This is a genomic window from Pseudomonas sp. 15C, from assembly GCF_055484735.1.
The window spans coordinates 145,405-164,999 of sequence record NZ_JBUDGD010000001.1 but is presented as its reverse complement, the minus strand read 5'-3'; the positions used below and the strand labels follow the sequence as shown (position 1 = coordinate 164,999).

Genomic DNA, 19,595 nt, shown 5'->3' with positions numbered 1-19,595 from the left:
GACCTCACGACGTTACGAGCAGAAATCCAGCGGCAGGCGACGCGGGACGAACTGGCCTTTGCCCAGTTGTTCGGCATCGCGCAGGGTGCGCCAGGTGTAATCCAGTGCACTGCGCACAGCGCTGGCCAGGTGTTCGCCCTGGGCCAGGCGCCCGGCGAGGGCGCTGGCCAGCGTGCAACCGGAGCCGTGATAGCTGCCGGGCAGACGCTGGCAAATAAAGGTTTCACGCAGACCGTCGCGGCTGTACACGCGGTTGTGGATTTCAGTTTCGTCGCCATGGCCGCCAGTGATCAGCAGGTTTTTGACGAATGGCAGGAGTTTCTCAGCGCACTCGTCCGCGGTGCCATCGGGCAGTTCGGCGAGGATGCGCGCTTCGGGCAGGTTGGGCGTGGCGATGATCGACAGCGGCAGCAGCCGCTCGCGCATCGCATAACCGACCTCGTCCTTGCCCAGGCGTCCGCCGCCGCCGGCGCGCAGCACCGGGTCGCAGACCACCGGCAAATGCGGGTGCGCCGAGAGCAGTTCGACAACGGTGTCGACCATCTCCAGCGAACCGAGCATGCCCAGCTTCACCGCCGCGACTTCGGAATCGTTGAGCACGGCATTGGCCTGGGCCAGTACCCACTCACGGTCGAGGACGCGAAAGTCTGTGACATTGACCGTGTCTTGCACGGTCAGGGCGGTGACGGCCGGAGCCGCATGGCAACCTTGCGCGAGCAGGGCTTCGATATCTGCCTGCAGGCCGGCGCCACCACTGGGGTCGTGGCCGGAGAGACAGAGGACAACGGGGCGGGAGCTGTAGATATTCATGGTGCGCGAGCTTACCACCAAAGCTGATTTTCGGGTTCAGTGCCGTTGCTCCTGGCCGATATCCCGGACAGAGATTCCGACCGCATTGTCACAACTTGACCGACTCAACAGCTCTAGTCCGCAGCTTTGCTCTGAAACGCCCGTTCTAGAGCCTTTGTAGGAAAAGTTTCGATGGTGCTTAATGGCCATCAACGGCTATGCTAGGCTGGATCCAAACCAATAACAGGTAATACCGGTTTTACGTCTACTCAAAGGGAATGGGGGGCTTCCTGACACAACCGGACGAGCCACGCTGGGGCTTCAATGCGCTATTTGCTGATGTTGCTGTTCTGCTTGCCCCTCATGGCGAGCGCCGTCGAGTTCGATGAATTCACCCAGAGCCTGCCACTGGGCCGATCGTTGCAAGTGTTCGAAGACCCGAGCGGTCAGGCGAGCCTCGCTGACGTTCGCGCGCAGGCAGCCGCCGGCCATTTCAAGGCCCACGACAAGGCCACGCTCAACGCCGGTTACTCGCGTTCGGCGTTCTGGCTGAAGATCGACCTGCATTATCGTCCGAGCAACCCCGCCGCCCAGCGCACCTGGTTGCTGGAGCTGGCTTACCCACCGCTCGATCACCTCGACTTGTACTTGCCCAACGCCGCTGGCGACTATCGACTGGTGCGCCAGACCGGCGATGCCTTGCCCTTCACCAGTCGCGAGATCCGCCAGAACAACTACCTGTTCGACCTGCCGTTCAAGCCCGATCAGCAACAGACGCTGTACTTGCGACTGGCCAGCGAAGGCTCGATCCAGGCGCCGGTGACGTTGTGGTCGAGCACCGCTTATCTCGAAGACCAGCCGGTGCGCCTGTATGTGCTCGGCATCATTTATGGCGTATTGCTGGGGATGCTGGTCTACAACCTGTTCATCTACCTGAGCGTGCGCGACACCAGTTACCTCTATTACATCTTCTACATCGGCTCGTTCGGCCTCTATCAGTTGTCGGTCAACGGCGCGGCGGTCGAGTATTTCTGGCCGGACAACCCCTGGTGGGCCAACGCTGCCACGCCATTCTTCATTGGCTGCGCCGGCCTGTTCGGCAGCCAGTTCGCCCGCAGCTTCCTGCAGACCCGCACCCACAGCCGCTGGCTCGATCGCTTGCTGATCGGGCTGATTGCCTTCAGCGCCGTGGTGATCGGCCTGTCGCTGATGACCAGCTATGCGCTGGCCTTGCGTCTGGCGACGACACTGGCGCTGACCTTCACCGTGGTGATTTTCGCCGCAGGGATTCTCGCCTGGTGGCGCGGTCTGCGGGTGGCGCGCTATTTCATCATTGCCTGGTCGGCGTTCCTGCTGGGCGGCATCGTCAATACGCTGATGGTGCTGGGCCTGCTGCCGAATGTGTTCCTGACCATGTACGCCAGCCAGATCGGTTCGGCCATCGAAGTGGCGCTGCTGTCGCTGGCGTTGGCCGACCGCATCAACGCCATGCGTGAGCAGCAGGCGCAGACGCTGTACGACGCCGGACAGAAGCTCGAAGTGCTCAACCAGCAACTGGCGCACAGCAACAAGCTCAAGGACGAATTTCTCGCCACTCTGACCCATGAATTGCGCACGCCCATGAACGGTGTGATCGGCTCGCTGGAATTGATGCAGACCGTCGAGATGGACCCGGAGCTTGAGCAATATCAGCAGACGGCCGCCGGTTCCGCACGGGACATGATGCGCATGGTCAACGGCATCCTCACGCTGACCGAATTGCAGGCCGGCAAGCTCAAGGCGTCCTCGGGCACTTTCAGCCTGCGCGCCGTGATCGAGGCACTGCGCGTGCAATTCGAGGGTAACGCGGCGAGCAAGTCGCTGGACTTCAAGGTCGATGTGCTGCCAACGCTGCCGGATCGCCTGCACGGCGACAGCGCCAAACTCGCGCAATGCCTGGAGTGCCTGCTGGATAACGCGATCAAGTTCACTCGCGTCGGTGGTCTGGCGCTGCGCGTGACCGGCAAACCCTCGACGGATAATCGTCTGGCGCTGTCGTTTGCGGTCATCGACACCGGCATCGGCTTTACCGATCTGGGCGAGGCGACGATGTATCAGCGCTTCTTCCAGCTCGACGGTTCGATGACCCGCGAATACGGCGGCCTCGGTGTCGGCCTGGCGATCTGCCGACAACTGGTCGAACTGCTCGGCGGCAAGCTGACCCACCGCTCCGAGCCGGGGCGCGGCAGCCGTTTTCAACTGGATGTCGAGTTTGAATTGCCGGTGATCGAACCGGCGCTGGAGTTCTCGTCCACGCAGAAGCAGATTCGTTTGCCGCAGGACTGCACGGTGTTACTGGTGGACGACAACGGCGTCAATCAATTGGTGATGCGCGGCATGCTGCTCAAGCTCGGCTTTCGCGTGCGTACCGCGGACAACGCGACGGCGGCACTGGCCTGTTTGCAGCGCGAGAGCGTCGACGCCGTACTGATCGACTGTCAGCTGCCGGCCCATGACGGCGCCTCGCTGTGCTGCCAGATTCACGCCTTGCCAGGCTGCGCGCATCTGCCGGTGTTCCTGCTTGCTCTGAACGCCGAGCGCGACCTGTGCGCTACCGGCGTGGCCATCGATTACCTGAACAAACCGGTGAAATTCGAAGAGTTGCAGTCGGCGCTGGAGCGTCGCGTGCTGTGCTGAGAGCAGGGTAAAAGCGCCGCAAATTCGGCGGATATGCCACTTTGATCGGCGGGGGGCCGGTGCTTAACTGACTTCCTGCCGAATCAAGGAGCCGCCGCGATGAACCTGCATCAGTTCGCCGAAACCCACGAAGTCACCAACCAGCCACCGTCGCTGGACGGCACCAATCTGTACCGCATCGATCTGCCGTTGCAGGAATGGTCGCGCCGGTTTGGCGCCGGCTGGGCCGAGTCGCGGATCGAGGCCTACGGGGCGCTCGCCGGTGGCCCACTGATGGAGGCCGGCTTCCTCGCCAACCAGAACAAACCGGTGTTTGCCAGCCATGATCGCTACGGTCATCGCATCGATCTGGTGGAGTTTCACCCGGCGTATCACCAGTTGATGCGCAGCGCGATCGAACACGGCCTGACCTCGCTGCCGTGGGCTCACCCGCAGGACGGCGCGCATGTCGCCCGCGCCTCCATGACCTATCTGCACAGCCAGGCCGAGGCCGGCAGCGGTTGCCCGTTGACCATGACCTTCGCCAGCGTGCCGGCCCTGCGTTTGCAGCCGGATCTGGCCGAGCAATGGCTGCCGAAAGTCCTCTCCACCGAATACGACCCACGCAACGTCGGCATGGCGCACAAGGCCGGCGTGACCATCGGCATGGCGATGACCGAGAAGCAGGGCGGCACCGACGTGCGCGCCAACACCACCAAGGCTTATCCGGTCGGCGCCAGTGGCCCGGGCCAGGCGTATGAACTGGTCGGGCACAAGTGGTTCTGCTCGGCGCCGATGTGCGATGCCTTCCTTACGCTGGCGCAGACCGACAAGGGCTTGAGCTGCTTTCTGCTGCCGCGTCATCGCCCCGACGACACGCGCAATCAGTTCTACATCCAGCGTCTGAAAAACAAACTCGGCAATCAGTCCAATGCCTCCAGCGAAGTCGAATTTCGTGGTGCGCTGGCGTGGATGATCGGCGAAGAAGGCCGCGGTGTGCCAACCATCATCGAGATGGTAGCGATGACTCGTTTCGATTGCATGGTCGGTTCCAGCTCGCTGATGCGCCAGGCGCTGACCCAGGCCAGCCATCACTGCGCGCACCGCAAGGTCGGTGGCAAACTGCTCAGCGAGCAACCGTTGATGCAGAACGTGCTGGCCGATCTGGCGCTGGAAAGTGAAGCCGCGCTCGCGCTCAGCCTGCGCATGGGCAAGGCGCTCGATCATCTGGATGATCGCCACGAAGCGCAGTTCGCGCGGCTGGTCACGGCGGTGGGCAAATACTGGATCTGCAAACGCGCGCCGGGAATGATCAACGAAGCCGCCGAATGCATGGGCGGTGCCGGTTATGTCGAGGACAGCATTCTGCCGCGGCTGTACCGTGAAGCCCCGGTGAATTCGACCTGGGAAGGTTCGGGCAACGTGCAGTGCCTCGACGTGCTGCGCGCGTTGTCGAAAGAGCCGGGTGTGCTGGATGTGTTGTTCAATGAACTGGGCGATGGTCATGGCGACAAACGTCTGGCCGCACATATCCAGCAATTGCAGGCGCAGTTCAAGGACACCCGCGACATTCAGTATCGGGCGCGGCAGTTGACCGAAGATATCGCCCTCGGTTTGCAGGCCAAACTGTTGCTCGAGGCCGGTAACGCGGCGGTCAGCGATGCGTTCATTGCCAGCCGCTTGAGCGGCGGCGGCCGGGTCTACGGCGCGTTGCCGCGTGGGCTGGATGTCGAGGCGATCGTCGCACGTTCGACTCCGCAGCTTTTCTGACCTCAATTTTGCCGATACCACAAAACCCTGTGGGAGCTGGCTTGCCAGCGATGACGGTCTATCAGTCAACATCAATGTTGAATGTGACGGCCTCATCGCTGGCAAGCCAGCTCCCACAGGGATTCGCTTCGCCTGAAAGAATTGCCTGCACCCACAACGCCACTGTTCCCGTGACGCGACGATGCAGGCAAGATGAAGCTCTGCAAGTCAGAACACAGGAAGCTGATCGTGACCGAAGCGTTTATTGTCGTTCAAACCGCCGAACAAGCCGTGGATCGTCTGGCCGAGCTGCATGAGCGGGCCACCAGTGCGCTGAATTCGGCGCTCAAGCGTTACCTCAAGGACCGCGTCGAACCCGACGCCGCACAGCGTGCCCTGTTTCGTTATCCCGAACTGCGTCTGACCTATCACTGCCAGGGCGAAGTCCCGCAGACCACTCGCGCCTACGCCAAGGTGCAGTTGCCCGGCACCTACAGCGTCACCGTCACTCACCCGGCGGCATTTCGCAAATACCTGCTCGAACAGCTGACCCCGTTGATGCACGACTTCACCGTGACCGTCGAGGTCGGCGTCAGCCAGCAGAACATTCCGTACCCGTACGTGGTCGAGCAGGGCGATGAGCTGGCCGGTTCCGGCGTTACCGCTGCGGTGCTGGCGCGGGTGTTCCCCAGTACCGACCTGTCCGCGGCCACCGATGGCATCGCCGATGGTCTCTACGATTGGGAAAACACCGATCCGCTGCCGTTGGCGCTGTTCGACGCCGCGCGTGTGGATTTCTCGCTGCGCCGCCTGGTGCACTACACCGGCAGTGACTGGCGCCATGTGCAACCGTGGATCCTGCTGACCAACTATCACCGCTACGTTGACCAGTTCATCGTTCATGGCCTGGAGCAACTGCGCAACGACCCGCGATTCGTGCGCATGGTCCTGCCGGGCAATGTGATCATCGAGAAGGGCATGGACCACGGCGAAGCCTCGGCCATCGCCGCCGGTGTGGTCTGGCACCGTTATCAGATGCCGGCCTATCACCTGATCGCCAACGATGGCCACGGCGTGACACTGGTGAACATCGGTGTCGGCCCGTCCAACGCCAAGAACATCACCGACCACCTCGCGGTGCTGCGTCCGCATTGCTGGCTGATGATCGGCCACTGCGGCGGCCTGCGTCAGTCGCAGACCATTGGCGACTATGTATTGGCCCACGCGTATATGCGTCGCGACGGCATCCTTGACCGCGTAGTGCCGCCGAACATTCCGATCCCGGCGCTGGCCGAAGTGCAACTGGCACTGCAGCAGGCCGCGGCGAACGTTACCGGCGAGAAAGGCGACGATCTGAAAAAACGCCTGCGCACCGGCACCGTGCTGACCTACGACGACCGTAACTGGGAACTGCGCTGGGCGCAGGAGCGGCCGTTGATCAACCTGTCCCGTGCTGTCGCTGTGGACATGGAAAGCGGCACGATTGCGGCGCAGGGGTATCGCTTGCGGGTGCCGTACGGCACGTTGCTCTGCGTTTCGGACAAACCGTTGCACAGCGAAATCAAGCTGCCGGGTTCGGCCAACGCTTTCTATGAACGCGCGGTCAGCCAGCACTTGAAGATCGGCATCGAAGCGGTGGATCTGCTGCGCACCGAACTCAACTCGCTGCACTCGCGCAAGCTGCGCAGCTTCGACGAGCCGCCGTTCCGTTAACGCTTAGTCGTGGTCATTTGGCGGTCGGGGCACTAGCATTGTCAGTCCTGATCGCTAAATGTTTTTCTCTTCTTATGTCCCGTCCTATTCGTCCACCTTCCCGCCGCCCTGGCGTGAAGCCTCAATCGTCCTCGCCGCGCCGTGTTGCCAAGGCACCACCGGCCGAGCCGAAACTGATCCTGTTCAACAAGCCGTTCGATGTGCTGACGCAATTCAGCGATGGTGAGGGGCGGGCGACGCTCAAGGATTACATCGATGTGCCCGGCATTTACCCGGCCGGACGCCTGGACCGCGACAGCGAAGGTTTGTTGCTGCTGACCAATGACGGCCAATTGCAGGCGCGCATTGCTGATCCGAAACACAAGCTGGCGAAGACTTATTGGGTGCAGGTCGAAGGCGTGCCGACTGCCGAGCAGTTGCAGCGTTTGCGTGACGGTGTCGAGTTGAACGACGGCATGACCTTGCCCGCCGAAGCGCGGCAACTGGATGAGCCGCAGTTGTGGCCGCGCAATCCACCGGTACGCTTTCGCGCGACCATACCGACTTCATGGCTGGAACTGGTGATTCGCGAGGGGCGCAACCGTCAGGTGCGGCGCATGACGGCGGCGGTCGGCCTGCCGACGTTGCGTCTGGTGCGGGTCAGGATTGGTGACTGGACGCTTGATGGGCTCGATCAGGGCCAGTGGAAAGAAGTGCCGGCGCGCTTATAGAGCGCCGGATTCGATCAGGCCGATCACCACACTCTTGATGATGAACGCGGCCACGCCCAGGCCCAGCACGAAAAACAGAATGAACGAGCCGAAGCGCCCGGCCTTGGACTTCTTTGCCAGATCCCAGACGATGAAACCCATGAAAATGATCAGGATGCTGACCAGGCCGGTCATCATCCATTCTTCGAGCAGTGCTGGATCCATTGGCGATCTCCGGCGCGGGGCAGGCTGAAAGGGCGGCGGGGAGTATACGGCATGGTGGGTGGGGGGGCATTGATCTGGGTCTGATCCGCAATGGTTGCCCTCACCCTGGCCCTCTCCCGGAGGGAGAGGGGACTGACCGCAGTGTCTTGCGTTATACATCGACCTGAAAAATCGAGTCGATTATGGATTCACAGGAGAATTTTCAGGTCGGCGCACATCTTGAGCAACCCACGGTCGGCTCCCTCTCCCTCCGGGAGAGGGCTGGGGTGAGGGCTTTTGATCAGCTACGCAAATGGGTCAGCGGCAGTTCAGTGCTGTTCAAAACCTGATTCAGCACAAAGCTCGAACGAACGCTGGTAACCCCCTCGATGCGGGTCAAATGCCCCAGCAACAACTTCTGATAGTGATCCATATCCGGCACCACCACCTTCAACTGGTAATCCGCATCCACGCCCGTCACCAGACTGCACTCCAGCACTTGCGGCAATGTCCGGATCGCTGCTTCGAAATTCTCGAAACGCTCCGGTGTGTGCCGGTCCATGCCGATCAGCACATAGGCCGTCAGGCTCAGCCCGAGCATCTTGCGATCGAGCAGCGCAACCTGGCGCGAGATGTAGCCGTCGTCTTCCAGTTGCTTGACCCGACGCGAGCAAGGCGAGGGGGACAGACCGATGCGCTCGGCCAGCTCCTGGTTGGAGATGCGGGCGTCGCGTTGCAATTCCGCCAAAATACTCAGGTCGTAACGGTCGAGTTTGCTCATCAATCTGTCCTTGGCTGTAACTATTGCGGCAGATTATCTATCCAGGGTTAAAAATTGCGCAAGTGGTGTTTATTTGAGCAATCTTCGCAATCATCTGTCGCGGCGTCCGGCCTATTCTTATCACCAGAATCACTGCTCGGTAACACAGTCCACGCGGCCCGCCCAATCCGGCCCGCCGCGGCCGCCACCCCCACCGGGGTTGTGCCGGCCCCCGAGCTGCACACTGTCCAGAAGACGGCGTGAGGTGAGCCGACGTCAAAAGCGTCGAGCCAGGACGCAATTCTCTAAAAGGGAGGCCGACGGGTCTCCCTTTTTTCTTGCCAGCAATTTCATCTTGCCGCCTCAATAAATAAGTCGCGCGACTGATAACCTGTCGCAGAACCCGGTGGGCCTGTTGCGAGTCTTAGCAACAGGCCCTCCCAATGACAGGCTCCCCGCAGTGAGGAACAACATGAATTCGCGCATCTGGCGTCTGGCCGGTGTTGGTTTGCTGTGTGTGAGTGTCAGTGCGCAAGCGCTGGCCGACGAGCCGCAAAATCGTGGACCCGATGGCGACGGTCGGGGCCAGCAGCATCAGGGCAACGGTCAGGGCCGTGGCGGTGATCAACGCGGGCCGGGCAATGAGGCGCAGAACCCGCCGCGGCCGCAGAACAACGAAATCATTCGTGGTGACAACAGCCGCCAGTTCGAGCACAACGGCCAGCCGCACAACAATGACGGTCAATGGCAGAACCGCAACCGCCCCGATGATCGGCCAGAACCGCCGCGGCAACCGGGCAATAACCTGCCGATCCAGCCACGTCCCGACACTGTGCGCCAGACCCAGGAACCGCGTCAGGGTTACTACCGCGACGAACGCCCGCAGAATGGTTACCACAATCAGCAGTGGCAGACCCAGAACCGTCCCGATGACAACCGCTGGCCGGGGCGTCCGAACGGGCATGGCAACGGTTGGGGCCCGGGGCCGCAATATCGCCCGGGACATGTGATCGACCGATTCCCGGATCGCGATTACCGCGTGCCGTATCGGGGTCAGGATTATTTCTATTCCGGTGGTTACTGGTATCGCCCGCAAGGCCCGCGCTACATCGTCGTGCAGCCGCCGCGCGGGATCCGCATCCAGTATTTGCCTGATTACGCCCGCGAAGTATGGATCGGCGGCTCGCTGCTGTTCCTCGCCGCTGGCTCTTATTACGCCTATCAGCAAGCGACGCAGGATTACGTCGTGGTCGAACCGCCGGTGCAGCAACCGCCGCAACCACAGGCTCAAGGTTATGACGTCGAAGCTTATCCAGCGAATGGCCAATCGCCGGAGCAGGTCCAGCAGGATGGCTATCAGTGTTACCAATATGCGGTGCAGCAAAGCGGTTTCGACCCGCGCGCCGCGACCTACCAACCGGCGCCCGAAGTGGTTCAGGCGTACCGCCAGGCCCAGGGCAACTGCCTGAGCAGTCGCGGCTACCAAGTCAGATAGAAGCACCTGCAAGCTTCAAGTTTTCAGCTGCAAGCTTGAGGCTTGAAGCTTGAAGCTAATAGCTTGTAGCTGCCTTTATCGGATCTGCGTGCACCAGCACTTCGGCCCGTGGGTAGGCCTTGTGGATGGCGTCGGCGGCTTGATCGCTGATGCCGTGAGCGACTGACAGCGTCAACTCTCCCGGCAACTCCAGGTGCAACTGCACGAACCAGTGGTTGCCGGAGATGCGCGTGCGCAAGTCATGCGCGCCCAGTACACCCGGCACGCTGCACGCCAGTTCAAGCATGTGCTGGCTGACGTCGGTCGGCAGTTCCTCGTCCATCAACACCGAAAAACTCTCGCGGGCGATCTGAATCGCGCTCCACAGGATGTAGGCGGCAATGCCCAGGCCGAACCACGCATCCAGTTGCTCGAAGCCAAACCCGGCCAACACCAGCGCCAGCAGGATACTGCCGTTGAGCAGCATGTCCGAGCGATAGTGCAGCGAGTCGGCGCGCACGGCGTTGGAGCCGGTCTGCTTGATCACTCGGTGCTGCAACACCAGCAACGCCGCGGTCAGCAGCAATGAAAACACGATCACGCCGATGCTCAGCCATGGCGCGCCCAGAGGCTGCGGCGTCTGGAAGCGCTCGTAGGCCTGAAACGCGATCAGCAGCGCGCTGCCGCCGATGAACAATGCCTGCGCCATCCCTGCCAGGGACTCCGCTTTGCCGTGGCCATAACGGTGGTCGTCATCCGCCGGGCGCAGCGCGTAATGCACCGCGAGCAGATTGAGCATCGAGGTGACGCCGTCCAGCGACGAGTCGGTGAGGCCGGCGAGCATGCTCACCGAACCGCTGAGCCACCAGGCGATGGCTTTGGCGATGATCAGCGTGCACGCCACCGCCACCGAGGCGCGGGTCGCCAGGCGCAGCAGGCGGGCGTGTTCGGGGCTGGAGGTCATCGATCTTCCTTTTTATGCCGCAGGTTGCAGGCCGAACATCGCCAGTTGCTGAGTGCTGCCCTTGTGCTGGATCAGGCGCGGGTCGTCGAGAGGAAAGTCTCGCCCCAACTCGCTTTCGAGAATCGCCTGCAACTTGAGATTATCGACCTGACCGTCCGGGCCGATGGCTTGCTTGAGCTTGGCGGGATCGATCTGCGCGGTGTGGCCCGGTTCGAAATAGATCGCGCCAGTAGCGAAGTCGACGGCAAACGCGATCAGCCCGGGGATGATGTAGAACAACAGGCCGACAGCGTCGAGCGCGGCAATCGCCGGGTCGATCTTGCCATCGATCTGGCCGCGACGGTCCGGGTAGAAAATCGACCCGCACGCAGTGATCTGCGTGAGCAGGGTGGCGACCAGAACACCGCCGATCAGGCGAAAAGGTAAGCGCATGGAAATGTCTCCTGAGAGCTGAACAATTACGGCTACTGTTTTGAGTTCAGACTACGCCAAACAGTTCGCCGTTATACTCGCCGATCTGTTTGGGAGCCAGCATGATTTCTTTGCCGATCGACGATGTTTTACCCGCCCTGCGTGAAGCCCTCGCGTTACGCCACGAAGCCGTGCTCGAAGCACCGCCCGGCGCCGGTAAGACCACCCGCGTGCCGCTGGCCTTGCTGGATGAAGCGTGGCTCGCCGGGCAGACCATTCTGATGCTTGAACCGCGCCGACTGGCCGCGCGTGCCGCGGCAGAACGTCTGGCCAGCGAGCTGGGCGAGCAGGTCGGGGAAACCGTCGGTTATCGCATTCGCCTCGACAGCAAGGTCGGCCCGAAGACGCGCATCGAAGTGGTCACCGAAGGCATTCTCACCCGTCGTCTGCAGGATGACCCGGCGCTGGAAGGCGTGGGGCTGCTGATTTTCGATGAGTTTCACGAACGCAGCCTCGACGCCGATCTGGCGCTGGCCCTGAGTCTGAACGGTCGCGAACTGTTTCGCGCTGAACAACCGCTGAAGATTCTGCTGATGTCGGCCACCCTCGAAGGCGAGCGTCTGGCCGGGTTGCTCGATGACGCGCCGATCCTGCGCAGCGAAGGGCGCATGTATCCGGTGACGATGCGCTGGGGCCGGCCGTTTCAGCCCGGCGAGTACATCGATCAGCGCGTCACGCAGACCGTGCTCGAAGCGCTCCATGATGAAACCGGCAGCCTGCTGGTGTTCCTGCCGGGGCAGGCGGAAATCCGTCGCGTGCATCAGCAATTGGCCGATACCGTCGGTGAGCGCAGCGATGTCTTGCTCTGCCCGCTGCACGGCGAACTCGACCTCAATGCCCAGCGCGCGGCGATCGATCCGGCGCCGCCCGGTCAGCGCAAAGTGGTGCTGGCGACCAACATCGCCGAGACCAGCCTGACCATCAACGGCGTGCGCGTGGTGATCGATGCCGGGCTCGCGCGAGTGCCGCGTTTCGACCCGGGCAGCGGCATGACCCGCCTCGATACTCAGCGCATTTCCAAGGCCAGCGCCACCCAGCGTGCCGGCCGTGCCGGGCGACTCGAACCGGGTGTCTGCTACCGCTTGTGGTCGCAGGATCAGCACGAACAACTCGCCGCTTACGGCAGTGCCGAAATTCTTTCGGCGGACCTCGCCAGCCTGGCCCTGCAACTGGGGCGCTGGGGCGTAACACCAAATGAACTGGTATGGCTGGATGTGCCGCCTGCGGCGGCGTATGCACAAGCGCAGGATTTGTTGCAGCGCCTCGGTGCGCTGCAAGGCGAGGCGCTGACCCCGCATGGCCAGGCCATGGCCGAACTGCCGGCGCATCCACGTATCGGCCATTTGCTGTTGCGCGGTCAGGCGTTGGGCCTGGCGAACATGGCTTGTGACGTCGCGGCGCTGCTCGGCGAGCGCGATATCTTGCGAGGCGCCGGCGCGGACTTGCACAGTCGTCTGGCGATGCTTTCGGGTGAAGAGCGCGCGGCGCGTGGTGCGCAGGGCGGGGTGCAACGCGCTCGGCAACTGGCGCGGCAATATCGCGGTTACCTGCGTGGCAAGGCCAGTGCGCCGGTCAGCGATCCCGAGCACCCGCGCTGGCTCGGCGCGTTGCTGGCGTTGGCCTACCCGGATCGCGTGGCGCAACAACGGCGTGCCGGTGGCGCGGAATATCGTCTGGCCAACGGTCGCGCCGCGCTGTTCGCCGAAGCCGACAGCCTGATGAAAGAGCCATGGATCGTCATCGCTGACCTCGGTAGCCGCCAGGGCCAGCGCGAGGAGCGGATTTATCTGGCGGCGGATTTCGATCCGGCGCTGTTCGACTCGGTATTGGCCGAACAGGTGCACTGTGTCGATCAACTGGACTGGGACGAGCGCGAAGGCGTGCTGCGCGCCGAGCGCCAGCGCAAGGTCGGCGAACTGATCCTCAGCCGCGAACCGCTAACCGGTCTGGATGAAACTGCGCGCAGTCAGGCGCTGGTCAATCTGGTCCGACGCAAAGGTCTCGAGCTGTTGCCGTGGACCCCGGAATTGCGCCAGTGGCAGGCACGGGTGGCACTGCTGCGCCAGCTCGATCTGAGTCATCAGGACGACAGCCAGTGGCCGGATGTCAGCGACGCGACACTGCTCAATTCTCTTGAAGACTGGCTGATGCCGTATCTGGGCAAAGTTTCGCGGCTCAGCCATTTCGCCAACCTCGACCTGTCGAGCATCGTGCGCAATCTGCTGCCGTGGCCGCTGCCGCAAAAGCTCGACGAGCTCGCGCCGCACCATTTGAGCGTGCCGTCGGGCTCTTCGATTCGCCTGGATTACAGCGAGTCGCCGCCGATTCTCGCGGTGCGCTTGCAAGAGCTGTTCGGGCTCGCCGATACACCGCGAATTGCCGGCGGGCGGCAAGTGGTCAAATTGCATCTGCTGTCGCCGGCGAGGCGGCCGGTGCAGGTGACGCAGGACCTGGCCAACTTCTGGCGCAGTACCTATGCCGAAGTGAAGAAGGATCTGAAAGGGCGCTATCCGAAGCATTACTGGCCGGATGATCCGCTAGTGGCCGAAGCCACTGCGCGGGCAAAACCGCGCGGCACCTGAGGCCGATGGCAGCGTGCCATTAGCCCATCCGTGCCATTAGCCCATCCGTGCTAATTGCCCTTGTTTGTACAGGCTCGCAAAATCGCGGCCTGAACAATAACAAGTGTTGCTGCCCGCAACTTGTGCCCAAGGAACGGAACTGCCCATGACCTCTTTCTTCAAGTTCAAGAAGTTGCTCTTCTTGTCGGCTGCGCTGCTGGCCGCCTCCGGTTCGGCAATCGCCGAAGAGCCCAATCCGATTGGCGACTGGTGGATTATCTACGGCAACGGCGTTGCCCAGAAAAACATCATGTACGTAGCGGATGCGACGTCGGTGGTGCCTTCGGAAAAAACCAAAGGCGCGACCATGGTCGCGGTGACCCTGGTCTACGAAGAGCCCGGCAAACCGATGATCGACGTCTACAACCTCGAAGCCCAGTGTTCTACGGGCAAGGTACGTTTTATCAACGGCCAGTCCATCGAACGTCTCGCTTACACCCTGCGTCATCTCAAAGTTGCCAATCAGTGGCAGACCCCGAAAGAGTTCTGGGTTCAGCAGGCGCTGAAGTTTGCCTGCGCGCCGGGCAACCGAGCTAAAAACGACATGGCCGCGGTGGGCAAGATGGAATACCTGCAAATGATCGAGATGCTCCAGCAGATGTTCTTCAAGCTCGCGCCGATTCAGCAAAAGAGCCAGATGATGGACAACATCGACAGTCTGCTCGAACTTAAAAAATAAGCCGGGACTTCACATGACTTGCACACGCTTATTGCTGACAACCCTGTTGGCAGGATTGCTCTTGGCCGGCTGTTCCACCATCGCGCAGAGCCGTTGGGAAGGCCGCGACCTTCAGGAGGCACTGAATCTGTACGGTACGCCCGATTCGATGCAAAAGGAAACCGGCCCGAAAGGCGAACCCTTGGCCGTGCTCACCTGGTTCAAGTCCGCGAGCTGGACCACCACCGAAGCGGCCGGCACGTCGATGAACCATACCGGTAATGGCATGGTTTACACCGAGCACTACCAACAGGTCGGACACAGCTCCACCTGCAAGTTGCAGGCAAAGGTCAATCAACAGAAAAAGATCGCCCAGTTCCTGATCGAGGATGGGCGGATACTGCACGGCAAGTGCGCCAATGTTCGCTATGTTCCCGGCTATGTCCCTCCGGGCCTCTGAAGCGATCGACGATTATGGTGATGTGAAAACCGTCTCGACCCAGCCTTGCAAGGTGTATTTGCGATAGATCTGTTCGGGCACGTCGACGTATGGGGCGCAAACGAACGCTGACGGAATCACCGGATCGGCCTCGTCGATCACCAGGATGTTCGCCGGGTTGTAGAAGTCATAATCGACCACGCTCGGGTTGGTGGTAATGACTTTCTTGCGTGCGGCCATGGCTTCGAAAAAACGAAAGCTCAACCCGGCCTGACCGGGTTTGGCGATGTCGAGAATGATCCGCGAGCGCTTGACCAGCGCGCCGACGGCGTCCAGTGGCAGGCGTTGCTCGAAAAAGGTGATCCCCGGGTGCGCGCCCGGGATCGGTTTGCACTGCACCAGAAACTTGTAGTCGCTGACACCAAGTCGGTCGAATGCCCTTGCCAGGCCTTCGAGCGCCGGGACACGGTCCTTGCCGGCCATGACCACGAAGGCGCTGTAGTCGCCGTCGCCAGCGCTCGCGTCGTAGTCGTCGTAAATGAAGTTGTGCAGTTTCTTCAGGCCGTATTGCTGCGCATTCTGCGGATCGAACGAAAACACCTCGTCGTACCCGGCAAGTTGTTCCCGGGTCATCGGCCAGCGGCTGAAACTGTCATAGAGGTAGGCGATCTTGCGCGAGGATGCGTCCAGGCCGATAGCCAAATGCTCTGGGTCTATTTGTGCCGGGTTGATAACGAGGGCAACGTCAAACGGCCCGTGTGCCTCTACTGCCTTTTTGAACTGGCGTAATTTGGCCCAGCGTCTGAGCGGGCGGCGCAGAATTTTCGGCGCCCGGTTGAACGCATCGGCCATCAATGCCGTATCGATGAAGCACACAGCGTTCTCGGCCCGTAAATGATCTGCCAGCTTGCGCGCGTAACCGCCAATATCCTTGCACACCAATAATATTTTCATGGCTTTCCATGTCGTGAATCGAGGGCTGTCGACTACACCGGTCGTTAGCCGTGCAACTAAGGCGCGGCGGGCAACAAGAAGCGCGCAATCGCCGGCAGGTGATCGGAAATGCGCAACGTATCGTCCTGACGCACCCGTGCTTCGATGCGTTTGATCTTCGGGCTGTAAAACAGGTAGTCGACTGTACGATCCGGGCCGTTCAGGCCGGGGTCGTTGGGATAATGGGTCAGCCACCTGGCGCGGTCGATGCCGCTGGCTTCATTGTTGGTCGGGATCATCGGGTACTTGTCCCACAGCAGGTGCAGCTCGCTGTCGGCCGAGTAGGGCGTGCGCTGTTCGGTCGACAGGCGCCGGTACTGGCCGAGCGGCAGCAGGTTGAAGTCGCCGCCGATCAGCCATGGCAAGCCCTGACTTTCGTATTTATCGAGGACTTTGGCCACCGCGCGCACTTGCGCCTGCAAGGTCGCGTCCGGTTGGCTGGCGTGTTCCAGATGAGTGTTGAACACGGTCAATTGCCCGCCATCGCTCAGCGGCAGTTTGCTCACCAGCAAGGCGTCCTTGGGCTGGAACTGGCGGCTGATGACATTGGCGTCGGCCACCGGCAGCTGCAGGCGCTCGGCGTGCTCGATGCGATAGCGGCTGAGGGTCGCCAATTGCCGGCCAACGCTGCCGAAAATCTGCGGCTCGGGGACGAAATCGGCTTTCCAGTCAAAGGCGCTGACGCTGCACGGATACAGATCGGCGACACGTTCCTGCAACAGTTTGAGCTGGTTCTGGTAGCCGCTGGCCTTGGCGCCGTCGTCGAGTTCCTGGAGCAATAACACGTCGGGCTGCTCATCGCGAATCACCCGCGCCACTTCATCGAGGCTGAACGCCATGTCTTCGGCAGTCGGTGCTTCGTCGTTGCCCTGGGCCAGGTCATTCCAGAACACGTAACGCTTGCCGGCCAGGTATTGCACGTTCCAGGTCATGACTTTCAGCGCCTGGCCCGGCACCAGCATTGGCGCTGTGGCAGTGCAACTGACCGGCAGGGTTTCCCGGGCGTCGGGGCGCCAGGTCAGGCTGAAGATCAGCGCGCCGATCACCACGATGGCCAGTACAACCAACAACAACGAGTAGCGCAGTAGACGGGTCATGGCTCGGCTTATAGCGTTACAGAAAGTGGCCCCGAGCATACCTGACGGGCGGCGCGATGCCCAAGCGCTGCGCGGTCAGATCGTTCTGTCACGCTTGTCAGGCAATTCGCTGATCAGCATGAACAGGCGAAACAGGACGACGCTGGTGAACAGCTGCAGGAAGCCGTGCGCACTGTCGATCAGCACCGCAATCAGCGGATTTTGCGGCTCGGGATACACCGCCAGCGTTGCGCCTTTGAGCAACCACAGCGGTGTCATCACGCAAAGGATGCACAGCAGGATCCGCCAGAAATGCCCACGGGTCAGGCGCAGGCTTTCCTTCATCGCCTGCAATGGGCCCATGCCGCGCAGCACCAGCAGGTACTCGCCAAACGCGAGCATGACCATCAGCATCAGCCCCGGCAGGAAGTACAGCGACAGGCCGAGCAGAATAAGGAGGGTATTGAGCGCCGTCAGCAGGGCGAAGCGCGGCCACAGGGTCGCGGCCATTGCCAGCAGGTCGCGGTTGCGCGACGACTCGCCACGGCTGCGCGCATCGAGAAACAGGATCAATGCAGCGGTGTACAACGGATAAACCAGCAGACCGACAACGATGCTGACTGCAGAAAAACCTTCAGGCCCGCTGGCATGATCGACCACCTGCTGCAAAAACGCCTCGAAAACCACTAGCGGCAGGCACAGCTGCACGATGCTGCCCAGATGGCGTTTGAAAAAATACAAAGAGTCGCGCAGTACTTCGAGGGCATTCATCAGTCGGTATCGCAGGTCGAAAACAGTGGCTCACTTTAACCGATGCAACACGGGGCGACACAAACGTAAACATTCGGTAAAGGTCATTGAAACGTTTTGTCACTGTCTCCATTACAGGAGAGCACCACGCCCAGAGTGGGCGAGGGCACGTTATTACCGGCAATCTACGAGGTCGCCATGAACAGCGAAGAGCAAACCCTGATCGATGGACTGTTTTCCCGGCTGCAACAGGCCGAAGCGGAGGCAGCCCCGCGTGACGTCCAGGCCGAGGCGCGGATCAAGGAACACCTGACGCGCCAGCCGGCGGCAGGCTATTTCATGACCCAGGCGATTCTGGTGCAAGAGGCGGCGCTCAAGAGCCTCAATGAACAGAACCAGCAACTGACCCAGCAAGTGCAGCGTCTGCAGGCCGAGTTGCAGTCGGCCAAGGCGCAGAGTGCCGCACCTGCCGCGAACGCGGGCGGTGGGTTCCTGTCGAGCATTTTTGGCGGTGGCAGTTCGCGCCCGGCGCAGACGCCAAATCCCGCCCCGGCATCCACCGGTGGCTGGCGTGAACCGGCCCCGCAGCAGAATTACGCGGCCCCCGCGCCACAAGCGAACTTCGGCGCAGCGCCGACCAATTACGCACAACAAGCCGCGCCAGCGGCGGGCAACAGCTTCCTCGGTGGTGCGTTGAAAACCGCGGCCGGCGTAGCCGGCGGCGTGATGCTCGCGCAAGGCATCAGCAGCCTGTTTCATCACAACCAGCAGCCGCAGGAAATCGTCGAGGTGATCAAGGAAGAACCGGCCCAGGTCGCCGACCAGAGCAATAACGGCTGGGGCGAAGACCAGCGCGTGGCGGATAACGGTTTCACCGACACCGATTACAGCAACGACAGCTCGTCGTTCTTCGATGACGACGATTCCTTCGTCTGACTCCACCATTCGTCCGGAGCCCCGAGGGGCTTCGGGCCGATTATTCGCGGAACCTTCCCTCGGGCTGGCATACTGAGCGCCTTTTCGGGCCCTGGCGCCTGACCCCGCTTCGTGCGCGTGCGCACCCACAGGAACTCCGGTGAAAAAAATCGCAGTGTTCGCCGACGTGCAGAACCTCTACTACACCGTGCGTCAGGCCTATGGTTGCCATTTCAACTACGCCGCGTTGTGGGCCGACATCAGCAAGGACGGGCAGATCGTCGAGGCCTACGCCTACGCGATCGACCGCGGCGACAGCAAGCAGCAGCAGTTCCAGCAGATCCTGCGCAACCTCGGCTTCACCGTGAAACTCAAGCCCTACATCCAGCGCAGCGACGGCTCGGCCAAGGGCGACTGGGACGTGGGCATCACCCTGGACATCATGGACGCCGCCGACCACGTCGACGAAGTCGTGCTGGCCTCCGGTGACGGCGATTTCGACATGCTGCTTGAACGCATCATCAGCAAACATGGCGTGCAAGCGGTGGCTTATGGCGTACCCGGCCTGACCGCCAACTCGCTGATCCGCGCCGCCAGCCGCTACGTGCCGATCGAAGGCGCGCTGTTGCTGAAGAATTAAGCTCAAAGATTGATTTGAACGGAGTTGAACCCGGT

The 19,595-nt window shown here is 61.6% G+C and carries 18 protein-coding genes; 10 read left to right on the top strand and 8 right to left on the bottom strand.

Translation table 11 applies throughout. The features are described from left to right. Positions 1-12: 12 nt before the first annotated feature. Complete coding sequence (locus ACYYKW_RS00790) at positions 13-810, bottom strand: hydroxymethylpyrimidine/phosphomethylpyrimidine kinase (protein ID WP_090288646.1); 798 nt, start codon at positions 808-810, stop codon at positions 13-15. 303 nt (positions 811-1,113) lie between these two features. On the opposite strand from ACYYKW_RS00790, the gene ACYYKW_RS00785 reads away from it, so the two are divergent. The 4 genes from ACYYKW_RS00785 to ACYYKW_RS00770 all read left to right on the top strand — a co-directional run bounded on the left by ACYYKW_RS00785 (position 1,114) and on the right by ACYYKW_RS00770 (position 7,616). Then, positions 1,114-3,465 carry a 7TM diverse intracellular signaling domain-containing protein gene (locus tag ACYYKW_RS00785; RefSeq protein WP_464989203.1) on the top strand — a complete coding sequence of 784 codons (2,352 nt, stop codon included), beginning with the start codon at positions 1,114-1,116 and terminating at the stop codon, positions 3,463-3,465. 99 nt (positions 3,466-3,564) lie between these two features. Further along, entirely contained in the window at positions 3,565-5,214 is a 1,650-nt protein-coding gene (locus ACYYKW_RS00780; protein ID WP_464989202.1) for an acyl-CoA dehydrogenase family protein, read from the top strand. A 192-nt stretch (positions 5,215-5,406) separates the two neighbouring features. After that, a complete protein-coding gene (amn, locus tag ACYYKW_RS00775; protein WP_464989201.1) occupies positions 5,407-6,906 on the top strand; it encodes an AMP nucleosidase in 1,500 nt (499 codons plus the stop codon). A 74-nt stretch (positions 6,907-6,980) separates the two neighbouring features. Next, positions 6,981-7,616, top strand: a complete 636-nt coding sequence (locus ACYYKW_RS00770) for a pseudouridine synthase (RefSeq protein ID WP_464989200.1) — start codon at positions 6,981-6,983, stop codon at positions 7,614-7,616. Here ACYYKW_RS00770 and ACYYKW_RS00765 read toward each other — a convergent pair. Together ACYYKW_RS00765 and ACYYKW_RS00760 are read right to left on the bottom strand one after the other, a co-directional pair. Further along, positions 7,611-7,820: a DUF2788 domain-containing protein gene (locus ACYYKW_RS00765; protein WP_007909655.1), complete on the bottom strand. Its 210-nt coding sequence runs from the start codon at positions 7,818-7,820 to the stop codon at positions 7,611-7,613. The genes ACYYKW_RS00770 and ACYYKW_RS00765 overlap by 6 nt on opposite strands. Positions 7,821-8,100: 280 nt before the next feature. After that, the gene (locus tag ACYYKW_RS00760; protein ID WP_007909658.1) at positions 8,101-8,580 is read right to left on the bottom strand and encodes an Lrp/AsnC family transcriptional regulator; all 480 of its coding nucleotides are present in this window, start codon (positions 8,578-8,580) and stop codon (positions 8,101-8,103) included. 451 nt (positions 8,581-9,031) lie between these two features. On the opposite strand from ACYYKW_RS00760, the gene ACYYKW_RS00755 reads away from it, so the two are divergent. Next, on the top strand, positions 9,032-10,054 hold the full coding sequence (locus ACYYKW_RS00755; RefSeq protein ID WP_093098066.1) for a DUF6515 family protein: 1,023 nt from the start codon (positions 9,032-9,034) through the stop codon (positions 10,052-10,054). A 55-nt stretch (positions 10,055-10,109) separates the two neighbouring features. On the opposite strand, the gene ACYYKW_RS00750 is transcribed toward ACYYKW_RS00755, so the two are convergent. Both ACYYKW_RS00750 and ACYYKW_RS00745 read right to left on the bottom strand, forming a co-directional pair. After that, complete coding sequence (locus tag ACYYKW_RS00750; RefSeq protein WP_464989199.1) at positions 10,110-10,997, bottom strand: cation diffusion facilitator family transporter; 888 nt, start codon at positions 10,995-10,997, stop codon at positions 10,110-10,112. 12 nt (positions 10,998-11,009) lie between these two features. Beyond that, positions 11,010-11,429 (bottom strand): polyribonucleotide nucleotidyltransferase, encoded by a 420-nt coding sequence (locus ACYYKW_RS00745; protein WP_093098072.1) that lies wholly within the window; start codon positions 11,427-11,429, stop codon positions 11,010-11,012. Positions 11,430-11,530: 101 nt separating this feature from the next. Between ACYYKW_RS00745 and hrpB the strand changes: the two genes are divergently transcribed. The 3 genes from hrpB (at position 11,531) to ACYYKW_RS00730 (ending at position 15,207) form a co-directional block, all read left to right on the top strand. Further along, positions 11,531-14,050: an ATP-dependent helicase HrpB gene (gene hrpB, locus ACYYKW_RS00740; protein WP_336356092.1), complete on the top strand. Its 2,520-nt coding sequence runs from the start codon at positions 11,531-11,533 to the stop codon at positions 14,048-14,050. Between the two features lie 145 nt (positions 14,051-14,195). Continuing rightward, positions 14,196-14,768 (top strand): hypothetical protein, encoded by a 573-nt coding sequence (locus ACYYKW_RS00735; RefSeq protein ID WP_090286556.1) that lies wholly within the window; start codon positions 14,196-14,198, stop codon positions 14,766-14,768. A gap of 13 nt (positions 14,769-14,781) precedes the next feature. Further along, on the top strand, positions 14,782-15,207 hold the full coding sequence (locus ACYYKW_RS00730; protein ID WP_464989198.1) for a hypothetical protein: 426 nt from the start codon (positions 14,782-14,784) through the stop codon (positions 15,205-15,207). A 12-nt stretch (positions 15,208-15,219) separates the two neighbouring features. On the opposite strand, the gene ACYYKW_RS00725 is transcribed toward ACYYKW_RS00730, so the two are convergent. The 3 genes from ACYYKW_RS00725 to ACYYKW_RS00715 all read right to left on the bottom strand — a co-directional run bounded on the left by ACYYKW_RS00725 (position 15,220) and on the right by ACYYKW_RS00715 (position 18,026). Beyond that, positions 15,220-16,140: a WaaS/CpsH family glycosyltransferase gene (locus ACYYKW_RS00725; RefSeq protein ID WP_464989197.1), complete on the bottom strand. Its 921-nt coding sequence runs from the start codon at positions 16,138-16,140 to the stop codon at positions 15,220-15,222. Between the two features lie 56 nt (positions 16,141-16,196). Continuing rightward, a complete protein-coding gene (locus ACYYKW_RS00720) occupies positions 16,197-17,276 on the bottom strand; it encodes an endonuclease/exonuclease/phosphatase family protein (protein WP_464989196.1) in 1,080 nt (359 codons plus the stop codon). Between the two features lie 75 nt (positions 17,277-17,351). Beyond that, on the bottom strand, positions 17,352-18,026 hold the full coding sequence (locus ACYYKW_RS00715; RefSeq protein WP_464989195.1) for a YciC family protein: 675 nt from the start codon (positions 18,024-18,026) through the stop codon (positions 17,352-17,354). Between the two features lie 177 nt (positions 18,027-18,203). Between ACYYKW_RS00715 and ACYYKW_RS00710 the strand changes: the two genes are divergently transcribed. Together ACYYKW_RS00710 and ACYYKW_RS00705 are read left to right on the top strand one after the other, a co-directional pair. Continuing rightward, positions 18,204-18,941 carry a DUF2076 domain-containing protein gene (locus tag ACYYKW_RS00710; RefSeq protein WP_464989194.1) on the top strand — a complete coding sequence of 246 codons (738 nt, stop codon included), beginning with the start codon at positions 18,204-18,206 and terminating at the stop codon, positions 18,939-18,941. 139 nt (positions 18,942-19,080) lie between these two features. After that, a complete protein-coding gene (locus tag ACYYKW_RS00705) occupies positions 19,081-19,560 on the top strand; it encodes a LabA-like NYN domain-containing protein (protein WP_016986151.1) in 480 nt (159 codons plus the stop codon). The last annotated feature ends 35 nt before the right edge of the window (positions 19,561-19,595 follow it).

Excerpts from the sequence above, each read along its gene's own strand:
- ACYYKW_RS00760 (WP_007909658.1), bottom strand. The coding sequence starts at position 8,580 with ATGAGCAAACTCGACCGTTACGACCTGAGTATTTTGGCGGAATTGCAA.
- ACYYKW_RS00770 (WP_464989200.1), top strand. The coding sequence starts at position 6,981 with ATGTCCCGTCCTATTCGTCCACCTTCCCGCCGCCCTGGCGTGAAGCCT.
- ACYYKW_RS00715 (WP_464989195.1), bottom strand. The coding sequence starts at position 18,026 with ATGAATGCCCTCGAAGTACTGCGCGACTCTTTGTATTTTTTCAAACGC.
- ACYYKW_RS00790 (WP_090288646.1), bottom strand. The coding sequence starts at position 810 with ATGAATATCTACAGCTCCCGCCCCGTTGTCCTCTGTCTCTCCGGCCAC.
- ACYYKW_RS00750 (WP_464989199.1), bottom strand. The coding sequence starts at position 10,997 with ATGACCTCCAGCCCCGAACACGCCCGCCTGCTGCGCCTGGCGACCCGC.
- ACYYKW_RS00725 (WP_464989197.1), bottom strand. The coding sequence starts at position 16,140 with ATGAAAATATTATTGGTGTGCAAGGATATTGGCGGTTACGCGCGCAAG.
- ACYYKW_RS00780 (WP_464989202.1), top strand. The coding sequence starts at position 3,565 with ATGAACCTGCATCAGTTCGCCGAAACCCACGAAGTCACCAACCAGCCA.
- ACYYKW_RS00755 (WP_093098066.1), top strand. The coding sequence starts at position 9,032 with ATGAATTCGCGCATCTGGCGTCTGGCCGGTGTTGGTTTGCTGTGTGTG.
- ACYYKW_RS00745 (WP_093098072.1), bottom strand. The coding sequence starts at position 11,429 with ATGCGCTTACCTTTTCGCCTGATCGGCGGTGTTCTGGTCGCCACCCTG.
- ACYYKW_RS00765 (WP_007909655.1), bottom strand. The coding sequence starts at position 7,820 with ATGGATCCAGCACTGCTCGAAGAATGGATGATGACCGGCCTGGTCAGC.
- ACYYKW_RS00730 (WP_464989198.1), top strand. The coding sequence starts at position 14,782 with ATGACTTGCACACGCTTATTGCTGACAACCCTGTTGGCAGGATTGCTC.
- ACYYKW_RS00710 (WP_464989194.1), top strand. The coding sequence starts at position 18,204 with ATGAACAGCGAAGAGCAAACCCTGATCGATGGACTGTTTTCCCGGCTG.
- hrpB (WP_336356092.1), top strand. The coding sequence starts at position 11,531 with ATGATTTCTTTGCCGATCGACGATGTTTTACCCGCCCTGCGTGAAGCC.
- ACYYKW_RS00785 (WP_464989203.1), top strand. The coding sequence starts at position 1,114 with ATGCGCTATTTGCTGATGTTGCTGTTCTGCTTGCCCCTCATGGCGAGC.
- amn (WP_464989201.1), top strand. The coding sequence starts at position 5,407 with ATGAAGCTCTGCAAGTCAGAACACAGGAAGCTGATCGTGACCGAAGCG.
- ACYYKW_RS00720 (WP_464989196.1), bottom strand. The coding sequence starts at position 17,276 with ATGACCCGTCTACTGCGCTACTCGTTGTTGTTGGTTGTACTGGCCATC.
- ACYYKW_RS00735 (WP_090286556.1), top strand. The coding sequence starts at position 14,196 with ATGACCTCTTTCTTCAAGTTCAAGAAGTTGCTCTTCTTGTCGGCTGCG.